Genomic DNA, 18,937 nt, shown 5'->3' on the forward strand with positions numbered 1-18,937 from the left:
CCGGGGGTCGGTGGCGGGCGCCCGGGAGTTCGGACGCCTCATCATCTGATCAGACATCGTGACACGGGCACCGGGGTGCAGGTCCGTGTCGCCGGGCACTCTCATCTGAGCATCTGACTAGATACTGTGTCGACGATGCCCGACTCCCGACGACGTGACGGCGCCGAGCCTACGGACCCGCGCACGACCCCGCGGACCGTGCCGGACGCCTGTCCGGGCGCCTGGCGACGCCACGACGCCGCCGACGGCGCCCTGGCACGCTTCCGCCCCGTCGGCGGCGCCGTCACCGGCGCGGAGCTCCGGGTGCTCGCCGACGCCGCCGTGACCGGCGGCTCGCCGCTGGAGCTCACCTCGCGGGGATCGCTGCAGGTCCGCGGCCTGACCGCCGAGGGCGCCGACCGGCTCGCGGCGACGCTCAGCGCGCTCGGCGGGGACGGCGCGCTGCTCGACGAGCAGGGCCGCGACGTGCCCTGCAGTGTCGTGGCCTCGCCCTCGGGGCTGCTCGACGACGCGGCCCGCGCGGTCGCCGACGCCCTGCGCGGGCGCACCGACGTGCCCGGTCGGCTGCTCGTCGCGCTCGACGACGGCGCCGGCGACGTGGCCGCCCTCGACGGGGACGTCACGGTGGTCGACGGGGCGCTCGTGCTCGCCGGCACGCCGACCGACCTCACCGGCGACCCCGCCGCTCTCGCCCTCGCCGCGGTCGAGGCGTTCCTCGAGATCCGGGGCAGCGCCTGGCGCGTGGCCGAGGTGGGGCCCGAGAGGGTCGCGGGTGCGCTACGCACACGTGAGCACTTCGGAGTGCCGGAGCACTCCGAAGTGCTCACATGGCCGGAGGCCACCTCGCGCGAAGTCACCCCCCGCCTCGGGGAGATCGACGCACCGACCGCCGCGGTGCTCGCCGACCTCGCCGACGCCGGGGCCACCCTGCGCGTCACGCCCCGGCGCACGGTGGTGCTGCGGGGCCTCGCCGACCCCGACGACGCCCTCCGGCGACTCGCCGGCCTCGTCGAGACCGGGCCGTCACTGTGGTCGAGCCTCTCGGCCTGCGTCGGCGCACCCCGCTGCGCCCGCTCGCACACCGACGTCCGCGGCGACCTCGCCCGCGCCGTGGCCACGGGCCGCGCCGGCGGGCTCCTGCACGCGCACTGGGTCGGGTGCTCGCGGGCGTGCGGCACGCCGGCCGGGCCGGTCGCCGTGGTCGAGGGCACGCCCGGCGGTACCTATCGCACGATCGTCCGAGCAGGGAGGGTGACCCCGTGAGCGCCGGTCCCACCGAGAGATCCGCCGTCCCCTCCTACATCGCGGACGGGCCCGAGATCTACCGCCGCTCGTTCGCGATCATCCGCGCGGAGGCGGATCTCGCGCACCTCCCCGAGGACGCGCACGACGTCGTCATCCGCATGATCCATTCGTGCGGGATGGTCGACCTGGCCGCCGACACCGAGGTCTCCCCCGGCGCGGTCGCCGCCGCGCAGGGCGCGCTGAAGGCCGGCGCCCCGGTGCTCTGCGACGCGATGATGGTCGCGAGCGGCATCACGCAGCGCTTCCTGCCCGCGGGCAACGAGGTCGTCTGCACGCTCAACGCCCCCGAGGTCCCGGCCCGCGCCGCGGCGATGGGCACCACCCGCAGCGCCGCCGCCCTCGAGCTGTGGCGACCCCTGCTCGACGGCGCCGTCGTCGCGATCGGCAACGCGCCGACCGCACTGTTCCGGCTGCTCGAGATGATCGAGGAGGGCGCCCCGCGGCCCGCGGTCGTCCTCGGCCTGCCCGTCGGGTTCGTCGGGGCGATGGAGTCGAAGGCGGCGCTGGTGGGGCACCCGGCCTCGTTGGAGCACGTCGTCGTCCACGGCCGCCGCGGCGGCTCCGCGATGACCGTCGGCGCCGTCAACGCCCTCGCGCTCGGGTGCACCCCGTGACCGGACGGCTCTACGGCGTCGGGGTGGGCCCCGGCGACCCGTCGCTGATGACGGTGCGCGCGGTGGACCTCGTGCGCGGCGCCGACGTCGTCGCCTACCACTGCGCGCGGCACGGTCGCTCGCACGCGCGCTCGATCGTCGCCCAGTACCTCGGCACGCAGACCGAGGAGCAGCTGACCTACCCGGTCACCACGGAGCAGACCGACGACTACCAGGGCCGCCTCGACGCCTTCTACGCCGAGGCCGCCGCCCGGCTGGCCGCGCACCTCGACGCCGGCCGCGACGTCGTGGTGATCGCCGAGGGCGACCCGTTCTTCTACGGCTCGTACATGCACCTCCACAAGCGCCTCGCCGACCGCTTCCCCACCGAGGTCGTGCCCGGCGTGACCTCGGTGTCCGCGGCCGCCGCGTCACTGGGACGCCCGCTCGTGGAGCGCGACGAGGTCCTCACCGTCCTGCCCGGCACGCTGCCGCCCGACGAGCTGGCGGCCCGTCTCGCCGACACCGACGCCGCCGCGGTGATGAAGCTCGGCCGCACGTTCACCGGGGTCCGCGCGGCCCTCGCGACCTCGGGACGCCTCGACGAGGCGTTCTACGTCGAGCGCGCCTCCACCGAGACCGAGCGCACCGCGGCCCTCGCCGACGTCGACCCGGGCACGGTGCCGTACTTCTCCGTCGGCATCGTGCCCTCGCGGGTGCACGCCGACACGACCCCGGCCGCGCGGGCGGAGACCGCCGAGGTCATCGCCGGCCGGACGCCCGGCGAGGTGGTCGTGGTGGGGCTGGGGCCGGGGGCGCGCGACCGTCTGACCCCCGAGGCGGCCGCCGCCCTCGCGTGGGCCGACGACGTCGTCGGCTACGCGACCTACACCGCGCGCGTCCCGCCGAACCCCCGCCAGCGCGTGCACGCCTCGGACAACAAGGTCGAGTCCGAGCGCGCCGCGTTCGCCCTCGACCTGGCCCGCTCCGGGCACCGCGTGGCCGTCGTGTCGTCCGGCGACCCCGGGGTGTTCGCGATGGCGTCGGCCGTGGTCGAGGTCGCCGCCGACGACTACCCCGACGTCCCGGTGCGCGTCGTCCCCGGTGTGTCCGCGGCGCAGGCGGTGGCCGCCCGGGTCGGCGCCCCGCTGGGCCACGACTACGCGATGATCTCGCTCTCCGACCGGCTCAAGCCCTGGGAGGTCGTCGAGCGCCGGCTCGCCGCCGTCGCGGACGCCGACATGGCGATGGCCCTCTACAACCCGGGCTCGCGGTCACGGACCTGGCAGGTCGAGGCGGCCCGCGACCTGCTGCTGAAGTACCGCGACCCGTCCACGCCGGTGATCGTCGGCCGCGACGTCGACGGGCCGGAGGAGTCGGTGCGCGTCGTACGCCTCGCCGACCTCGTGCCGGGCGAGGTCGACATGCGGACCCTGCTCATCGTCGGGTCGTCGAGCACGCGGTGGCCGGCCACCGGCACGGTGTACACGCCACGACGGCACGGGTAGGGGTCAGTCGCCCGCGAGGGGGACCCACATCCAGTCCTGGTCGGTCCGATCGCGCCCGACCAGCTGCCCGCACGTCGCGCAGAACAGCTCGTTGGCACCCATCGACTCGTCGGCGACGGCCCACCCCGTCACCACCCAGGAGTGCTGGCGCCCACCCAGGCACAGCCACCGCTCGTCGCCGTTGCTCACGGGCCTGATCGTGTCAGGCGACCTGGGTCAGCGTCGCGGATTCGTAGGGGCGGGTCTCCCACCGGTCGAGGGGGAGCTCGCCGACGGACGCGAACAGCTCGCCCATGCCGGCCTGCATCGCCTCGGGCGACGCCCAGATCGACACGGCGACGATGCGCGAGCCGTCGGGCTCCTCGAAGGCCCCGATCTCGTCGAGACCGTCGATGTCGCGGGACGTCGAACGGATCACGTCCATCGCGGCGAGCATGTCGTCGCGGTGCTCGGGCTTCGGGAAGTGGACGACCTGGAACAGGACACGGCTCATGGCGAGCTCCTCTCGGGGTCTGCGGCGGCGGCCAGGGCGGCGAGGATCGCGGCCCAGCCTGCGGAGTAACCGCCGCCCGCGGTGGTGGCGGCGGCGAACTGCTCGGCGGTCAGCTGCTCCCAGCCCCGGTGCTCGACGTCGACCTTGGTCAACGCGGGCCCGAGGGCGCGGAAGGTCAGCTCGACCTCGGTGGTGACCGGGGTGGCCTCCCAGGTCATGACGAAGCGTTCGGACGGCTGCCAGGCCAGCAGGTGACCCCACGTGACCTCGGTGCCGTCGGCCCAGGTCTCGTGGATCCGGCCGCCCTCGCGGCGGTCGAACGCGACGGCGCGGACACGCTCGCCGCCCAGCGAGTACGGCTGCAACGGCCACCAGTCGCCGATGGTGTCGACGAAGACGCCGAAGGTGTGCTCGCGGCTCGAGCGCACGAGCGTCGACTGCCGGATCGGCGGCCGGCGCAGCGGGGTGACGGTGCCGTCGCTGTGGTCGGGCGGGCTCATCCGGTCTCCTCCTCGTGCTGGTCGTCGGCGACGCCCCGGTCGGCCTCGACGATCCGGCGCGCGCGGTCGAGCGCCGAGGCCCACAGGTCGTCGAGCATCTCCCGCAGCTCGGCGAGCCCCTCCGGGCGCGCGCCGTAGAGCCGGCGCGTGCCCTCGCGGCGCTCGGTGAGCAGGCCGGCCTCCTTGAGCACGGTGAGGTGCTGACTGACGGCCGGGCGGGTCACGTCGAACGCGGCCGCGATCTCCCCGGCGGCCAGCTCGTCGTGGGCCACGAGCTGCAGGATCGCCCGCCGACGCGGCTCGGCGAGCGCCCGCAGCGCGCGGTCGCGAGGATCCTCGCCAGGGCTCACGCCCACAACCCGACGGGGTTGCCGTCGGGATCGGACACGACGGCGATGCGCCCGTAGCCGCCGGGCAGGTCCATCGGCGGGGCGAGGGTGTCGGCGCCGAGCTCGGAGGCGCGGGCGAGGCCGGCCTCGAGGTCCTCGACCCGGACGTAGAACTTGACGCCCGTGTCGCCCGGCGCCTGCGACGGACCGATGCCGCCGCCGATGGCGTCCGGCCCCGCGCCGGTGTCGACCATCGCGTAGCCGTCCATGTCGGGGTCGGGCTCGGCCGACCACCCGAACAGCTCGGTGTAGAACCCGCGGACCTTCTCGGGGGCGGTGCTGGTGATCTCGAAGAACGCGACCGGCTGGCCCATGGTGACCTCCTGCTCGTGCTGTGTTGGACGTCGCTAACGTTAGTGTGTGCTTTCGTTAGTGTCAACGCACGTTTACGGAGTCGCCGCGACGACCTCGCCGACCTCGTCACGGAACCGGGGGCGACGCGGACGCCACCCCAGCTCCTCGCGGGCCCGGCGCGGGTCGATGCGGAACGAGGTGGTCAGGCTGGCCGTGAGCGTCCCGCCCAGGAACAGGGCGCCCAGCGCCGGCGGCAGCGTGCCGACGGGGCCCACGCCGCAGGCCGCCGCGGTGAGGTCGGTGAGCTCGCGCAGCCGCAGCGGCTCCTCGTCGGCGACGGCGTAGGCGGCCCGGGGCGGCGCGTCGGTGAGCGCGCCGAGGTAGGCCGTCGCGAGGTCGTCGACGTGCACGCAGCTCCACCAGTTGGTCCCGCGCCCGAGGCAGCGCAGCCGGCCCGCCCGCGCCTGGTCGACGAAGGCCTGCTTGAACAGCCCGCCCGGCCCGTACACGAACCCGGGGGCGACGCGGACGGCGTCGAGGTCGGTCATCGCGTCGAGCACCGCGGCCTGGCGGGCGTGGCCGACGCCCATCGGCGACGGGTCGAGCGGGGTGTCCTCGTCGATCCACACCTCGCCGCGGTCGCCCCAGTCGAAGCACCCGGCGGTGTAGACGAAGCGTTTCCGCTGCTCGCGGCAGGCGTCGGCCAGCGCGGTGGTCATGACGCCGTCGGCGGCGAAGACCCGCTCGGCGCGCCGCCGGGTCAGCCGGCCGTCCACGGCGAGCTGGGCGGCGTGCACGACCGCGTCCACCTCCCCCACCAGCGGCACGTAGGACGCGGGGTCGAGCATGTCGCCGCGGCGCAGGTCCGCGCCCGCCGCGCGCGTCGCCCGGACCGGGTCGCGGACGAGCCCGACGACCTCGTGCCCGGCCTCGAGCGCGGCCGCGGCGACCGCCCCGCCGACGAACCCGCTCGCTCCGGTGATCAGGACGCGCATGATGGTCTCCCCCGTACGACGATTGTCAGTGGTGCTGACAGTAGAGGAGGTGGCCGTGACCGACCTCCCGGAGACGCTCACCGACCGCACGGCCTTCCTCCTGCAGCTCGCCCTCGGCCGGGCGCAGGCGATGGGCGAGGAGGTGCTCGTCGAGGTCGGGATCAGCGGGCGGGAGTACGGCCTGCTCGCCGTCATCGCCCACCTCGCGCCGTGCTCCCAGATCACCGCCGCGCGCACCCTGGGCATCGACCGCACCACCACCGTCGCGCTGGTCGGCGGCCTGGAGGCCCGCGGCCTCCTGCGGCGCACCCCCGACCCGGCGAACCGGCGCGCCAACCTCGTGTCGCTCACCGACGAGGGCGAGCAGGTGCGGGCGCGGGCCGCCGAGGCCCTCGCCGCGTGCGACGACCGTTTCCTCGATCCCCTCGACGCGCCCGACCGCGAGCGACTGCGGGCGCTGCTCGGACGGCTCGTCGCGGGCGGTGACCCGCATACTGGGTGAGATGCGGCGCTTCCGCCGGTCCCCTCCCCGCCGGCCCCTCGACGCGGTCGAGCTCGCGGAGGCGGCCGCCCTCGGTGATCTCGTCGCCGTCGTGTGCGTGCTCACCCGCCTGTTCCCGGTCGGCCCGATCGGCGTGGTCGTCGCGGCCTTCCCGCTGGCCGTGCTCTCGTCGCGGCGGCCCGGGCGTGCGGGGCCGGTCGGGGCGCTCGTCGCCGTGGTCGTCGCGTTCCTCGTCGCCGGCGTCGGTCCGGCGGGCACGGCGGCGTCCGCGGCGTCGCTGGGCTGGCTCGTCGGCGTCGGCGCGCGCCGCGGGTGGTCGACGGTGCGCACCGCGCTCACCGGCGTCGTCGCCCTCGCCGTGCCCACCTCGGTGGTCGGCACGGCGCTGCTCGCCGTGTTCCCCGCCTACCGGGAGCTGGTGCTCGACCAGCTGCGCACGTCGTGGAGCGGCCTGGCCCGCCTGCTGCGCGGCGGGCTGCCCGAGGTCGTCGCGGCCGGGGACCGGGCGGTGTGGGCGATCACCGACTACTGGTGGGTGACGCTGCCGGCGATCGCGGTGGTCAGCACCCTGTTCGGGGTGGCGGTCGCGGCGTGGATCCTCGCGCGGCCGCTGCGCGCGGTGCAGCGCCTGCTGCCGACCGACCTCGCCGGCCGCCTGCCGACCGCCCGCGCGGGCGCGTCGGTGGCGCCGCTGCCGCTGCACCTGCGCGGGGTCGCGCTGCCGTCGGGGCCGCCGGTGGACCTGGACCTCGACGCCGGCCGGTTCGTCGTGGTCACCGGGCCGAACGGGGCCGGCAAGTCGACGCTCGGGCGCGTCGTCGCGGGGCGTCCGCCCGCCGAGGGCACGGTGATGCGTCCCGGCGAGGCCGGGCTCGGCGTCGTCGGCGGCACCGGGATGGTGTTCCAGCGCCCCGACAGCCAGGTGCTGGGCGTGCGCGTCGCCGACGACCTGCGCTGGGGCCTGCCCTCCGGTCACCCCGTGCCGGTCGACGAGCTGCTCGCCCGGGTCGGCCTCGAGGGCGCCGGCGACCGCGAGACGGCGACGCTCTCGGGCGGCGAGCTGCAGCGTCTCGCCGTCGCGGCCCTGCTCGCGCGCTCCCCGGCCGTCGTCGTCAGCGACGAGAGCACGGCGATGCTCGACCCCGAGGGCCGCACCGAGGTCACCGACCTGCTGCGCAGCCTGACGCGCACCGAGGGCGTCGGGGTCCTGCACATCACCCACCACGACCCCGGCGAGGCCGACGCCGTGCTCGCACTCCCGGGCGTGCCGTCGCCGCCGGGGGCGGGCGGGGTGCCGTGGGGTCCGCCGCGCCCGCCGGCCGGCGGGTCGCTGCGCCTGCGGGGCGTCGACATCGTCCACGACGCCGGCACGCCGTGGCGCCGGCCCGTGCTCTCCGGGGTGGACCTCGACGTCCCGGCCGGGCGGATGGTGCTGCTCACCGGCCCGAACGGGGCGGGCAAGACGAGCCTCGCGTGGGTGCTCGCCGGCCTCGCGACCCCGGCGCGCGGCACCGCGACGCTCGACGGCGCGCCGCTGCGCAACGGCCGCGCCGGCGCGCTGCTGGCCGTGCAGCACGCGCGCCCGGCGCTGCTGCGCCCCACCGTGGGCGAGGAGGTCGAGGACGCCGCCGGCGTCGGCCCGCGCACCGCCGACACGACCCTCGCCGCCCTGGGCCTCGACCCGGCGATCTACCGCGACCGATCCGTCGACGAGCTCTCGGGCGGCGAGCAGCGCCGGGTCCTGCTCGCCGGGCTGCTCGGCGCCGGGCCGCGGGTGCTCGTGCTCGACGAGCCGCTGGCCGGCCTCGACACGGACGCCGCGACGGCGGTGCGCGAGGCCCTGCGGGCGGCGCGGGCGGCGGGCACCACGCTGGTGGTGGTCACCCACGACATCGCGCCGCTGGCCGACCTCGGCGACGCGGTGCTGCGCGTCGAGGACGGGTCGGTGCACGGGCCGCCGGAGCTCGTGCGGCCGTCGAGCACCTCGTCCTCGTCCTCGTCCTCGTCCTCCTCCGAGCGGGAGCGCCGGCCCCGCGCCGTCGGCGCGGTGCGCACGCTGCCGGGGCCGTCGGTGCTGCACCGGACCTGGGTGGGCACGAAGATCGCGGCGCTCGCAGGCACGGCGCTGGCGCTGTTCGTCGACCCGACCTGGCCGACCCTCGGCGCCGCCACCCTGCTCCTGGTCGTCGGGGCCGTCGCGGCGCGCCTGCCCCGCGGGGCCGTGCCGCGCCCGCCCCGGTGGCTGCTCCTCTGGCTGCCGGCGATCGTGCTGTCGACGCTCGGCACGCGCCCGCCGCTGGTCGACGTCCTGGGCACCGAGCTGAGCCTCGGCGGGCTCGAACGCGTGGTGCTCTTCCTCGGCACGACGCTCGTCTCGCTGCTGGGCGCGGCCCTGCTGATCGCGACGACCCCGCTCGGCGCGTTCCCGCCGTTGCTCGAGCGCCTGGCCCGGCTCGGGCGGCGCGTGCGGATCCCGCTGCGGACGCCGACGACGGCGATCGCGCTCGGGCTGCGCCTGGTGCCGCTGCTGCTCGCCGAGGGCCGGACGGCGTGGCTCCTGATCGCCCAGCGCCAACCGGTCGGGCGCGCGGTCACGCCGGTGCGCGAGCAGGTGCGCACGGCCGTGCGCGCGGCGATGCAGGCGTGCGCGATGGCCACCCGGCGGGCGGCCGAGACGGGCGAGGCGATCACCGCCCGGGGCGGCCTGGGCGCCGTCGCCGGCCCGGACCAGCGCCCGGGGCGGCGGGACCTCGCCGTCCTCCTCGTCGTCGCCGCCGTCCTCGCTGTGGGGCTCTGGGTCTAGGGGCGAGATGTCAGCGGCGTGGCGCCGCAGACGGTGAGTGTCCGTGTTCTCCCGTCGATCACAGGCGCTCGAGGACCTCGTCCACGGAGCCCACCGACGTCACGCCCTCCGGCAGGGGCGGGCGGTCGACCAGCACCACGGGCAGGGACCGCTCGCGGGCCGCGACGAGCTTGGCCTCCGTGGCGCCGCCGGAGTCCTTCGCGACGACGACCGTGATCGCGTGGCGGTCGAGCAGGGCGCGCTCGTCGGCGAGCGAGAAGGGACCGCGGGCCAGCAGGAGCTCGGCGTGTGGTGGCAGCACCGCAGGCGCCTCGATCGCGCGCACGAGGAACCACGCGTCGACGTCGACGAACGCCCCGACGCCCTGGCGGCCGGTCGCGAGCAGGACCCGCGCACCGACAGGGATGGCCGCGGCCGCCGCCGTCAGCGAGGGCACCCGCGTCCAGCGGTCCCCCGGGGCCTCGGTCCACCCCGGACGACGCAGCACGATCAGCGGCGTCCCGGCGAGCGACGCCGCGGCGGCCGCGTGCTCGGTCATCGTCGCCGCGAACGGGTGGGTCGCGTCGACCAGCACGTCGACGTCCGCCAACGCGTCGGCCAGCCCGGCGACCCCGCCGAAGCCGCCGGTCCGGACCTCGCCGACCGGCAGGCGGGGGTGGCGGGTGCGGCCGGCGAGGGACGTGGTGACGTCGAGACCCCGCGCGGCCAGCTCGGCCGCCAGCGACCGCGCCTCCGCCGTCCCCCCGAGCACGAGGACCCGGCGCGTCATGGAGAGCCCGCGACGTACCGGTGAAGGGCGCCCCCCCGCCGCTCCATCCGGCCGAAGGTGCCCTTCGCGCGAGACCCGGCGCCTCACGGCCGGGCGCGGGTGGCCGAGTAGAGGTGTGACTCGTCGCCGCCGGAGGTCCCGACCACCGCCCCCACCACGATCACCGCGGTCCGGCGGACGTCCGCGGCGGCGACCTGCTCGGCGATGTCGGCGAGCGTGCCGCGCAGGACCACCTCGTCGTCACGGGACGCCCGCGCGACGACGGCGACGGGCTCCGAGGGCGGCCTGTGCCTCAGGAGCGCGTCCACCACCGAGGCGCACCGCTGCACGGCCAGGTGCAGCACGAGCGTCCCGCCGGCCGCGGCCCACACGTCGAGCGACTCCCCCGGCGGCATCGGCGTCGCGTTGGCGGCGTCGCGGGTGAGCACCACGGACTGGCCGACGCCGGGGACGGTCAGCTCGGTGCGCAGCGCCGCCGCCGCCGCGGCGAAGGCCGGCACGCCCGGCACGATCTCCCACGGCACGCCGGCGGCGTCGAGACGACGGGTCTGCTCGGCGACCGCGGAGAACACCGAGGGGTCCCCGGAGCACAGGCGCGCGACGTCGTGGCCCGCCTCGTGCGCGGCGACGAGCTCGGCGGTGATCTCGTCGAGGGTCATGCGGGCGGTGTCCACCCGGTGCGCCCCCGGTGGGCACTGCCCGAGCAGCTCCTCGGGCACCAGTGAGCCGGCGTAGAGGCACACCGGGCTGGTGGCCAGGGCGCGCAGGCCGCGCACGGTGATGAGGTCGGGCGCGCCCGGCCCGGCGCCGACGAAGCGGACGGTCACGCGGAGGGGTCCTTCCGGTGGATCAGTTGGGTCACGCCGGCCAGGGCCCGCCACGCCGAGAAGCGGCCGACGGGCTCGGCGCGCTGGATGCCGATCCGCCGCAGCGCCCCGCCGTGCGCGGTGCGGAACGCGGCGAGCGCCGCCTCGCCCTCGACGGTGACGGCGTTGGCCACCAGCCGCCCGCCGGGACGCAGCGCCGAGTGCGCCGCCTCCAGCATCCCGGGCACCGAGACCCCGCCGCCGACGAACACCGCGTCCGGCGTCCCGAGGTCGGCGAGCACGTCCGGCGCCCGCCCGAGGACGACGCGCAGCCCCGGCACCCCGAGCGTCGCGGCGTTGGCGCGGATGCGGGCCGCGCGGTCCTCCCGCACCTCGACCGTCAGGGCCCGGCACGCCGGGTGGTGGCGCATCCACTCGATGCCGACGCTGCCCGCCCCGCCGCCGACGTCCCACAGCAGCGCGCCCGGCACCGGACGCAGCGCGGCGACGGACAGGGCCCGGACCTCGGCCTTCGTGAGCTGACCGTCGTGGGAGTACGCGTCGTCGGGCAGGCCCGGCGCGCGCCCGAGCAGCGGGTCCTCGGGCAGGTCCGGGCAGGTCACGGCGACGACGGCCAACGGGTCGCCGGGCGGGTGGACCCAGCCCGCGGCGTGGCCGTCGACCCGGCTCTCCCCCGGCCCGCCGAGGGACCCGAGCACCGTCATCGTCGCGGCGCCGTAGCCCCACGACGTGAGCGACTCGGCCAGCGTCTTCGGGGCGTCGCCGTCGGGCACGAGCACGAGCAGGCGCCGGCGGGGGGCCAGCGCGGCGCGGACGGCCTCCGGCGGGCGGCCGACCGTCGAGAGCACCTCGACGTCCTGCGCGGCCCAGCCCAGGCGCGCGCACGCCAGCGCGAGCGACGACGGCGCCGGGTGGACGGCCGCCGTCGGATCGAGGGCGAGCACCGCGGACCCGATCCCGTAGAACGTCGGGTCGCCGCTGGCGAGCACGACGAGCGCCCGGCCGGCGTGCTCGTCGAGCAGCCCGGGCAGCGCGGGCATCAGCGGCGAGGGCCAGGTGGCGTGCGACGCGGACAGCGGGGGCAGCAGGGCGAGCTGACGGGGCGCGCCGAGGACGACGTCGGCGGCCTCGAGCGCCGCCCGGGCGGGCTCCCCCAGCCCCGGCCACCCCTCGGCTCCGATGCCGACCACCGTCACGGTCACCGCGACACCTCATCACGGACCGGGACCCTCCCGGGCTGGGAGCCTCGTCACCCCCGTGCGACTCAGCCCGGGGTGTAGCGCAGGCCCGTCATCGTCAGCACGGTGCGGTCGCGGTCGTCGCGCAGCAGCGCGCGCCCGCTGCGCAGGCGGCGCCCGTCGTGCTCGACCTCGACCTCGGTGCGCACGGTGCTCCCGTCGGCGGGGACGGCGCGCAGGAACGTCGCCGTCGCCTCGTCGGGCGGCCCGCCGAGCGCGTCGGCGAGGGCGCGGGCGGGCAGCGAGGCCAGAGCGCCGCCCTGCACCACGCGGGCGTGGTTCACGGCCTCCGGGTCGGGGGCGGCGCCCTCGCCCACCAGCGTGTGGGGCGCCCGCGCGGTCGGCGACCAGTCCGGGGTCGCCGTCCGGTACTCGGCGGCCTGCTCGTCGCGCAGCACGGCGTTGCGGCCGTGGGCCCGCGCCAGCGTCCGCCCGTCGTCGTCGGTGATCACCGCGGTGCTCAGCGCCACCTCGGGATCGCGCTCGTCGAGGCACCCGACGGCGTGCAGCGTCCCGGCGACGTCGTCCCGCGCGACGACGTGCAGCGTGAGGCGCAGCGTGGTGATCCGCTCGCCGGCCGCGAGCGTGCTGGTGACGGCGAGCCCGGAGACGAAGTCGCCGAGCAGCCAGAGCGCACCGTCGACATCCCCGTCCGGAGCCGGCATGTCGGCCTCGGCCCGTCCCGGCTCGATCGCGCGGAGCCGCGCACCGACGGCGGCGTGGACGGGCGCGAGAGGGACGTCCTCCGCCACGCAGCGCCGCAGGACGCCCAGCGGCGTCTCGTCGGCGGTGGGCGTGCTCAGGAGTGTGCCCCGGCCCGGATGTGGGGCGTGACGCCCGTCAGCTCCGACGCGAGGTCCCACAGGCGCGCCTGGACCTCGCGGTCGTGCGACGCCACCGTCGAGCCCACCGGGACCGGCGGCCCCGCGATCTCCTGGAACCCGCTCGGGCCGATGAAGGTGCCGCCGGGCAGGTCGGGCATCGTCGCGGCGTAGAGCGTCGGCTGGGCGCCCGACTCCGGGCCCTGCGCGATCACCTTGTTCATCAGGCCCATCGCGGCGTCCTGCACCGACTCGGTACGGCTCTGCAGGTTGGTCGCGCTGTAGCCGGGGTGCGCGGCCATCGACCGCAGCGGGGAGCCGGCCGCGACGAACCGGTGCTCGAGCTCGTAGGCGAACATCAGGTCGGCGAGCTTGGACTGCCCGTAGGCGAACCAGCGCTGGTAGCGGCGGCGGCGCCAGTTCAGGTCGGAGAGGTCGATGCTGCCGAGCCGGTGCGCGACGCTCGAGAGCGTCACGACGCGGTCGCTGATCACGTCGAGCAGCAGGCCCGTCAGCGCGAAGTGCCCGAGGAAGTTCGTCCCGACCTGCATCTCGAACCCGTCGGCGGTGCGCCGCTCCGGGATCGCCATGAGGCCGGCGTTGTTGATGAGCACGTCGACGGGGCCGTCGAGCTCGGCGACGAAGGCGCGCACCGAGGACAGGTCGGCGAGGTCGAGCCGGCGGACCTCGGTGCTGCCGGGGGCGTCCACGCCGATCTCCGTTGCGGCCTGCGCGCCCTTCTCGGTGTCCCGGACCGCGAGGACCACGTGGGCGCCGGCGCGGACGAGCGCACGGGACGCCTCGAGGCCGATGCCCGAGTTCGCACCGGTGACGACGAATGTCCGTCCGGTCTGGTTTCCGATGTCTGCAGGAGTCCACGCGGCCATGTGGCTCCCGTGCCCGGCGTACGGGTGGCCGAAACGGTGGTCACCGTCGCACGAGGACCTCGGCGAGGTGCCGGTAGACCTCGACGTTGACACCCAGCCCGACGTGGCTGCCGCGGACCTCGAGCGCCTCGGCGTCCTCCGGGCGGCACGCCGAGGGCCGCACGATCCCGTCCTGCCCGCTCCAGATGGCGACGACGGGCGGGGCCGCGGGCGCGACGAGGTCGGCCCCGAACGGGCACGGGCAGCGCACGGTGAGGCAGAGCGGACGGTGCGGGCGCACCACGTTCTGCGCGACCCGGGCCCCGCTCACCGCGGCCAGGGTCAGCACCGAGGCGTCGAGCTGCGAGGCCAGCGGGCTGCCGAGCGCGACCACCCGGCGGACCAGCGATGGGCTCCGGGACGCGAGTGCGCGGGCGAGCAGGCCGCCCCGGCTGTGCCCGATGATCGTCACGGGCGCCCCGGCGCGGTCGGCGACCTCGGCGAGGCGCCGGTCGAGGCGGCGCACCGCGGCCTCCGAGCAGTCGACGTTCCAGGCGATGCCCGAGCGGTAGGAGCGGTGGCCGATGCGCCGTAGCCAGTCGTGCAGGACGGTGAGCGTGACGTCCCCGGCGAGGAACCCCGGCACGAGCAGCACCGGCGCGCCGTCGCCGTGCGGGACGTCGTGCCCGCGCCAGGTGTCGCTGACCAACAGACGCGCCAGCTCGAGGTGCACCCGCGCCTCGCCGAACGGACGACCCCACCAGCGCAGCGGGGGCGGGAGCTCGGCCACATCCTCGACCCTACGTGCGTGATCTTCTGAGCTATAGCTCAGAAGATCACGCACGTGGGGGGCCGGGCAGCCGCTACGTGAGCGGAATTCACCGCGATAGCCGTGAATTCCGCTCACGGGGGTAGGTCAGCTTCCGGACGGCGAGTTCGGCCGGGCCCCGGTGGCCGGCGCGGGCGAGGAGACCGGCGACCAGGACGCCGACGAGCCACACCAGCAGCCCGGTCACCGTGGCCGTCGTCAGCGACGCCGTCGACCCGAGCCCGCCCGCGACCGTCGCGAACACGGCGACGAACACCACCGACTGGGACAGGTAGAGGGTCATCGACCAGGTGCCGGCGGCCGCGATCAGATCGCGCCCGGGCCAGGACACGCTCGCCAGCAGGCCCATGACGCCGAGCAGGCCGAGCGCGCCCGCGTAGCCGCCCGCGGTGTGGGCCGCGCCGGCGAGACCCGCCAGGACCCCCGCCGGCACCCACGTCCCGACGACCGCCAGGGCCAGCGGCAGCCCGAGCAGCACCGAGGCGCCGAGCCCCCCGACCGCCCAGAGGGCGAGCCGCCGCCGGCGGGCCTCCGGGTCGTCGAGCGTCCCGGACCGGGCGATGACGACGCCGACGAGCACCGCCGGCGCGGTGAGCAGCGCCGAGAACAGGGTGGTCGTGAGCCACTCACCGGGGTGCGCGGCCAGGAAGGCGCCGACGGTGGGCGCCCCGATCGACGGGACGGTCGGGACCCCCTGCGGCGTGCCCTGGCCGGTGCTCAGCAGGACCCCGAACGCCGCGATCGCCCCGGCCGCGGCGAGGAGCCCGCGGGACGACGACGCCGCCGGCCCCGTCGCCACCACCGGCGCGACCAGCAGGATGACCAGCCCGTAGGCGCCGATGATGTCGCCGGGGAAGAGCAGCACGCCGTGCAGCGCGCCGACGCCGATCAGCACCACGCCGCGCCGTCGCAGCACCCCCTCGGGCGCGCGGTCGGCCAGCCGCGCCAGCCCGTAGCCGACGAGGGCCGCGAACAGCGGGTAGACGCGGCCGTCGACGAGCACCATCTGCACGACCGCCACGACGCGGTCGCCGCCGACGAGCCCCGCCGGGTAGCCGCGGTAGCCGATCGGGCGGTCGACGAGGTAGAGGTGCGCGTTCGCCACCGCGATGAGGACGAGCATCAGACCCCGGGCCAGGTCGGGGGCGGTGCGCCGCGCGGAGAGTCCCGTCGGTCCCGTCACCGCGCGCGTCCCCCATCTCCCGGCGCCGCCACCCGGCGGCCGGGCGAGGATGACACGATGTGTCGGTGCACCTCACCGAGCCCCCGGACGGCACCGACGAGGACGCCGCGCGGGCCGAGCAGCGCCAGCGCGCGCTCGACGAGGACCACCGGATCTGCGACGCCGTCGAGGCGCTGCCCGACGGCGACAGGATGCACGCCTGGGTCACCCGGTTCGCCCTCCTCGCCGACCCGACGCGCCTGACCCTGCTGCTGTGCATCCACGCGGCCGGCGAGATCTGCGTGTCCGACCTCGCCCTGGCCGCCGGCCTGAAGGACACCACCACCTCGCAGGCGCTGCGCCTGCTGCGCGCGCAGGGTCTCGTCGCCACCCAGCGCAGCGGTCGCGTCGTGCGCTACCGCCTCGACGACGAGACCGTGCACGCGCTGCTCCACGAGGTGGCGGGGCAGCCCGCACGGTTGTAGCTCCCCGCCGGAGCGACGGGTGGTCCCTAGGCGCGGAAGAGCTCGCCCAGGATCTGCTCGAGCCGCCGCGCCTCGATGAGGAACGCGTCGTGCCCGTACGGCGACTCGATCCGGTGCACCTCGCCCGCGCCGGGGATGAGCTCGGCCAGCTCCTCCTGCTGGTGCAGCGGGTAGAGCCGGTCCGACACGGAGCCCGCGACGACCGTGCGCGCCGTGATCCGGCCCAGCGCCTCGCGCAGCGAGCCCCGCCCGCGGGCGACGTCGTGCCCGTTCATCGCCAGCGTCAGCGCGACGTAGCTGCCGGCGTCGAAGCGGTGGACGAGCTTCTCGGCGTGGTGGTCGAGGTAGCTCTCGATCGCGAAGCGCCCGCCGTCCTCCGGATCCTCGCCCGGCTGGGGCCGGCGTCCGAAGCGCGTGTCGTACTCCTGGCCCGTCCGGTAGGTGTTGTGCGCGATCCGCCGCGCGACGCCGAGCCCCACGTGCGGGCCCTGGCCGCGTGGGCGGTCGTGGTAGTCGCCGCCGTGCCAGCCCGGGTCCTCGCGGATCGCCGCGATCTGGGGAGCCGCCCACGCGATCTGGTCGGCCGACGCCGCCGCGGGCGAGCACAGCAGCAGCAGCCGCTCCACCCGCTCGGGCGCCATCACGGCCCACTCGAGCGCCCGCATGCCGCCCATCGAGCCGCCGAGCACGGCGGCCCAGCAGTCGATCCCCACCGCGTCGGCGAAGCGTTCCTCGACCGCGACCTGGTCGCGCACCGTCGTCCGCGGGAACCGCGAGCCCCACGGGCGCCCGTCGGGTCCCGGGCTCGCCGGTCCCGTCGTGCCCTGGCACCCGCCGAGGACGTTGGGGGCGACGACGAACCAGCGGTCGGTGTCGATCGCCCGACCCGGCCCGATGATCGCCGACCACCAGCCCGGCGTGGGGTGCCCGAGCCCCGGATCCCCGGTGACGTGGCTGTCGCCGGTGAGCGCGTGGAGCACGAGGACGGCGTTGGTCCCGTCGAAGCGTCCCCACGTCTCGTAGGCGACGCGCACGTCGGGCAGGGTCGCGCCGCTCTCGAGCGTCACCGCACCGAGGTCGACGAAGCGACGGCCGCCGACCGGGTCCCCCTCCCGCCACGCGCCGGTGGCGGGAGGGAGGACCTGGACGGACACGTCGCCGTCGACGCGCTGGAGCGAATCCGTCACACGTGTGACTTCGCCGCGGTGAAGCCCGCCTCGAGGTCGGCCTTCAGGTCCTCGACGTGCTCGATGCCGACGGCCAGGCGCACGAGGCCCGGGGTCACGCCCGCCGACTCCTGCTCGTTCTCCGAGAGCTGGCTGTGCGTCGTCGACGCCGGGTGGGCGATGAGGCTGCGGACGTCGCCGATGTTCACCAGCTGCGAGTGCAGGGTGGTGCCGTCGACGAACGCGCGCCCGGCCTGGACCCCACCGCGCAGGTCGAACGACACGATCGCGCCGACGCCGCGGGGCAGGTACTTCTTGCCGGCCTCGTACCAGGGGCTCGAGGGCAGGCCCGCGTAGTAGACCTTCTCGACCTCGTCGCGCTGCTCGAGCCACTCGGCCAGGGCCTGCGCGTTCTGCACGTGGCGCTCGAGGCGCAGCGACAGCGTCTCGATGCCCTGGATGATGAGGAAGGCGTTGAACGGGGCGATCGCCGCACCCGTGTCGCGCAGCAGCTGGACGCGCAGCTTGGCCGCGTACGCGCCCGGGCCGAGGGCCTCCCAGTACTTGAGGCCGTTGTAGCTCGGGTCGGGCTCGGTGAAGCCGGGGAAGCGGTCGCCGTGGGCGCCGAAGTCGAACGTGCCGCCGTCGACGACCACGCCCGCGATCGTCGTGCCGTGGCCGCCGAGGTACTTGGTGGCCGAGTGGATGACGATGTCGGCGCCGTGCTCGATCGGGCGCAGCAGGAAGGGCGTCGGCACGGTGTTGTCGACGACGAGCGGGACGCCGACCTCGTGCGCCACGCCCGCGACGCCCTCGACGTCGAGGACGTTCGAGCCCGGGTTGGCGATCGTCTCGGCGAAGAACAGCTTGGTGTTCGGCCGGACGGCGTTGCGCCACTGCTCGAGGTCGTCCTGGTCCTCGACGAACGAGACCTCGATGCCCATCTTGGGCAGCGTGTAGTGGAACAGGTTGTACGTGCCGCCGTAGAGGCTCGGGCTCGACACGAAGTGGTCGCCCGCGTGGGCGATGTTGAGGATCGCGGCCGTCGTGGCTGCGCTGCCGCTCGCGAACGCCAGGGCCGCGACCCCGCCCTCGAGGGCGGCGACGCGCTGCTCCAGCACGTCCTGGGTCGGGTTCATGATCCGCGTGTAGATGTTGCCCGGCTCGGCGAGGCTGAAGAGGTCCGCCCCGTGCTGGGTGTCGCGGAAGACGTAGGACGTCGTCTGGTAGATCGGCGTGGCCCGGGCGTTCGTCGCCGGGTCCGGGCTCGCGCCCGCGTGGACCTGCTGGGTCTCGAACGACCAGCCGGTGCTCGCGTCCGTCATGGGGTGCTCACTCCATCGTGGGGGATCGGGGATTCTCGGTCGTTCACGTCGCCGGCGGGGTGCTGCC

Annotated in this window: 21 protein-coding genes; 6 read left to right on the forward strand and 15 right to left on the reverse strand. The window is 76.1% G+C overall.

The window, feature by feature from the left end; genetic code table 11:
- The first annotated feature begins 135 nt into the window (after window positions 1-135).
- Genes PH191_RS15740 through PH191_RS15750 form a run of 3 tightly spaced genes read left to right on the forward strand, consistent with a single transcriptional unit; the run spans window position 136 to window position 3,406 of the window.
- Window positions 136-1,263, forward strand: coding sequence for a hypothetical protein (locus PH191_RS15740; protein WP_274195563.1), 1,128 nt, complete (start codon window positions 136-138; stop codon window positions 1,261-1,263).
- Window positions 1,260-1,919 (forward strand): precorrin-8X methylmutase, encoded by a 660-nt coding sequence (locus PH191_RS15745; RefSeq protein WP_274195564.1) that lies wholly within the window; start codon window positions 1,260-1,262, stop codon window positions 1,917-1,919. Before PH191_RS15740 ends, PH191_RS15745 begins: the two co-directional genes overlap by 4 nt.
- Window positions 1,916-3,406, forward strand: coding sequence for a precorrin-2 C(20)-methyltransferase (locus PH191_RS15750; RefSeq protein ID WP_274195565.1), 1,491 nt, complete (start codon window positions 1,916-1,918; stop codon window positions 3,404-3,406). Before PH191_RS15745 ends, PH191_RS15750 begins: the two co-directional genes overlap by 4 nt.
- 3 nt (window positions 3,407-3,409) lie before the next feature.
- Here the strand turns inward: PH191_RS15750 and PH191_RS15755 are convergent, their stop codons facing one another.
- The 6 genes from PH191_RS15755 to PH191_RS15780 all read right to left on the reverse strand — a co-directional run bounded on the left by PH191_RS15755 (window position 3,410) and on the right by PH191_RS15780 (window position 6,077).
- Complete coding sequence (locus PH191_RS15755; RefSeq protein ID WP_274195566.1) at window positions 3,410-3,595, reverse strand: hypothetical protein; 186 nt, start codon at window positions 3,593-3,595, stop codon at window positions 3,410-3,412.
- 13 nt (window positions 3,596-3,608) lie between these two features.
- Window positions 3,609-3,899, reverse strand: coding sequence for an antibiotic biosynthesis monooxygenase family protein (locus PH191_RS15760; RefSeq protein ID WP_274195567.1), 291 nt, complete (start codon window positions 3,897-3,899; stop codon window positions 3,609-3,611).
- Window positions 3,896-4,399 carry an SRPBCC domain-containing protein gene (locus tag PH191_RS15765; RefSeq protein WP_274195568.1) on the reverse strand — a complete coding sequence of 168 codons (504 nt, stop codon included), beginning with the start codon at window positions 4,397-4,399 and terminating at the stop codon, window positions 3,896-3,898. The genes PH191_RS15760 and PH191_RS15765 overlap by 4 nt, the downstream gene beginning before the upstream one ends.
- Window positions 4,396-4,749 carry an ArsR/SmtB family transcription factor gene (locus tag PH191_RS15770; RefSeq protein ID WP_274195569.1) on the reverse strand — a complete coding sequence of 118 codons (354 nt, stop codon included), beginning with the start codon at window positions 4,747-4,749 and terminating at the stop codon, window positions 4,396-4,398. The genes PH191_RS15765 and PH191_RS15770 overlap by 4 nt, the downstream gene beginning before the upstream one ends.
- Window positions 4,746-5,102, reverse strand: coding sequence for a VOC family protein (locus PH191_RS15775; protein ID WP_274195570.1), 357 nt, complete (start codon window positions 5,100-5,102; stop codon window positions 4,746-4,748). The genes PH191_RS15770 and PH191_RS15775 overlap by 4 nt, the downstream gene beginning before the upstream one ends.
- 72 nt (window positions 5,103-5,174) lie before the next feature.
- Window positions 5,175-6,077: an NAD-dependent epimerase/dehydratase family protein gene (locus tag PH191_RS15780; protein ID WP_274195571.1), complete on the reverse strand. Its 903-nt coding sequence runs from the start codon at window positions 6,075-6,077 to the stop codon at window positions 5,175-5,177.
- A gap of 55 nt (window positions 6,078-6,132) precedes the next feature.
- Between PH191_RS15780 and PH191_RS15785 the strand changes: the two genes are divergently transcribed.
- Together PH191_RS15785 and PH191_RS15790 are read left to right on the forward strand one after the other, a co-directional pair.
- Entirely contained in the window at window positions 6,133-6,579 is a 447-nt protein-coding gene (locus tag PH191_RS15785; protein WP_274195572.1) for a MarR family winged helix-turn-helix transcriptional regulator, read from the forward strand.
- A 1-nt stretch (window position 6,580) separates the two neighbouring features.
- Window positions 6,581-9,382 carry a DUF2232 domain-containing protein gene (locus tag PH191_RS15790; protein WP_274195573.1) on the forward strand — a complete coding sequence of 934 codons (2,802 nt, stop codon included), beginning with the start codon at window positions 6,581-6,583 and terminating at the stop codon, window positions 9,380-9,382.
- 58 nt (window positions 9,383-9,440) lie between these two features.
- Here the strand turns inward: PH191_RS15790 and PH191_RS15795 are convergent, their stop codons facing one another.
- From PH191_RS15795 to PH191_RS15825, 7 genes are all read right to left on the reverse strand, one after another.
- Entirely contained in the window at window positions 9,441-10,151 is a 711-nt protein-coding gene (locus PH191_RS15795; protein ID WP_274195574.1) for a cobalt-precorrin-6A reductase, read from the reverse strand.
- Window positions 10,152-10,234: 83 nt separating this feature from the next.
- Window positions 10,235-10,978, reverse strand: a complete 744-nt coding sequence (gene cobM / locus PH191_RS15800) for a precorrin-4 C(11)-methyltransferase (protein ID WP_274195575.1) — start codon at window positions 10,976-10,978, stop codon at window positions 10,235-10,237.
- On the reverse strand, window positions 10,975-12,180 hold the full coding sequence (gene cbiE, locus PH191_RS15805) for a precorrin-6y C5,15-methyltransferase (decarboxylating) subunit CbiE (protein ID WP_274195576.1): 1,206 nt from the start codon (window positions 12,178-12,180) through the stop codon (window positions 10,975-10,977). The genes cobM and cbiE overlap by 4 nt, the downstream gene beginning before the upstream one ends.
- Before the next feature lie 62 nt (window positions 12,181-12,242).
- A complete protein-coding gene (locus tag PH191_RS15810; RefSeq protein WP_274195577.1) occupies window positions 12,243-12,968 on the reverse strand; it encodes a PaaI family thioesterase in 726 nt (241 codons plus the stop codon).
- Between the two features lie 47 nt (window positions 12,969-13,015).
- Entirely contained in the window at window positions 13,016-13,924 is a 909-nt protein-coding gene (locus PH191_RS15815) for an oxidoreductase (RefSeq protein ID WP_274195578.1), read from the reverse strand.
- A 40-nt stretch (window positions 13,925-13,964) separates the two neighbouring features.
- Window positions 13,965-14,693, reverse strand: coding sequence for an esterase/lipase family protein (locus PH191_RS15820; RefSeq protein ID WP_274195579.1), 729 nt, complete (start codon window positions 14,691-14,693; stop codon window positions 13,965-13,967).
- Window positions 14,694-14,781: 88 nt separating this feature from the next.
- Entirely contained in the window at window positions 14,782-15,915 is a 1,134-nt protein-coding gene (locus PH191_RS15825; protein WP_274195580.1) for a DUF418 domain-containing protein, read from the reverse strand.
- A 65-nt stretch (window positions 15,916-15,980) separates the two neighbouring features.
- On the opposite strand from PH191_RS15825, the gene PH191_RS15830 reads away from it, so the two are divergent.
- Window positions 15,981-16,379, forward strand: coding sequence for an ArsR/SmtB family transcription factor (locus PH191_RS15830; RefSeq protein WP_420791810.1), 399 nt, complete (start codon window positions 15,981-15,983; stop codon window positions 16,377-16,379).
- A gap of 26 nt (window positions 16,380-16,405) precedes the next feature.
- Here the strand turns inward: PH191_RS15830 and metX are convergent, their stop codons facing one another.
- Together metX and PH191_RS15840 are read right to left on the reverse strand one after the other, a co-directional pair.
- Window positions 16,406-17,566, reverse strand: coding sequence for a homoserine O-acetyltransferase MetX (metX, locus tag PH191_RS15835; RefSeq protein WP_274195581.1), 1,161 nt, complete (start codon window positions 17,564-17,566; stop codon window positions 16,406-16,408).
- The gene (locus PH191_RS15840; RefSeq protein ID WP_274195582.1) at window positions 17,563-18,870 is read right to left on the reverse strand and encodes a bifunctional o-acetylhomoserine/o-acetylserine sulfhydrylase; all 1,308 of its coding nucleotides are present in this window, start codon (window positions 18,868-18,870) and stop codon (window positions 17,563-17,565) included. Before PH191_RS15840 ends, metX begins: the two co-directional genes overlap by 4 nt.
- Between the last annotated feature and the right edge of the window lie 67 nt (window positions 18,871-18,937).

Source organism: Actinomycetospora callitridis, from assembly GCF_028737265.1.
Taxonomy (GTDB): domain Bacteria; phylum Actinomycetota; class Actinomycetes; order Mycobacteriales; family Pseudonocardiaceae; genus Actinomycetospora; species Actinomycetospora callitridis.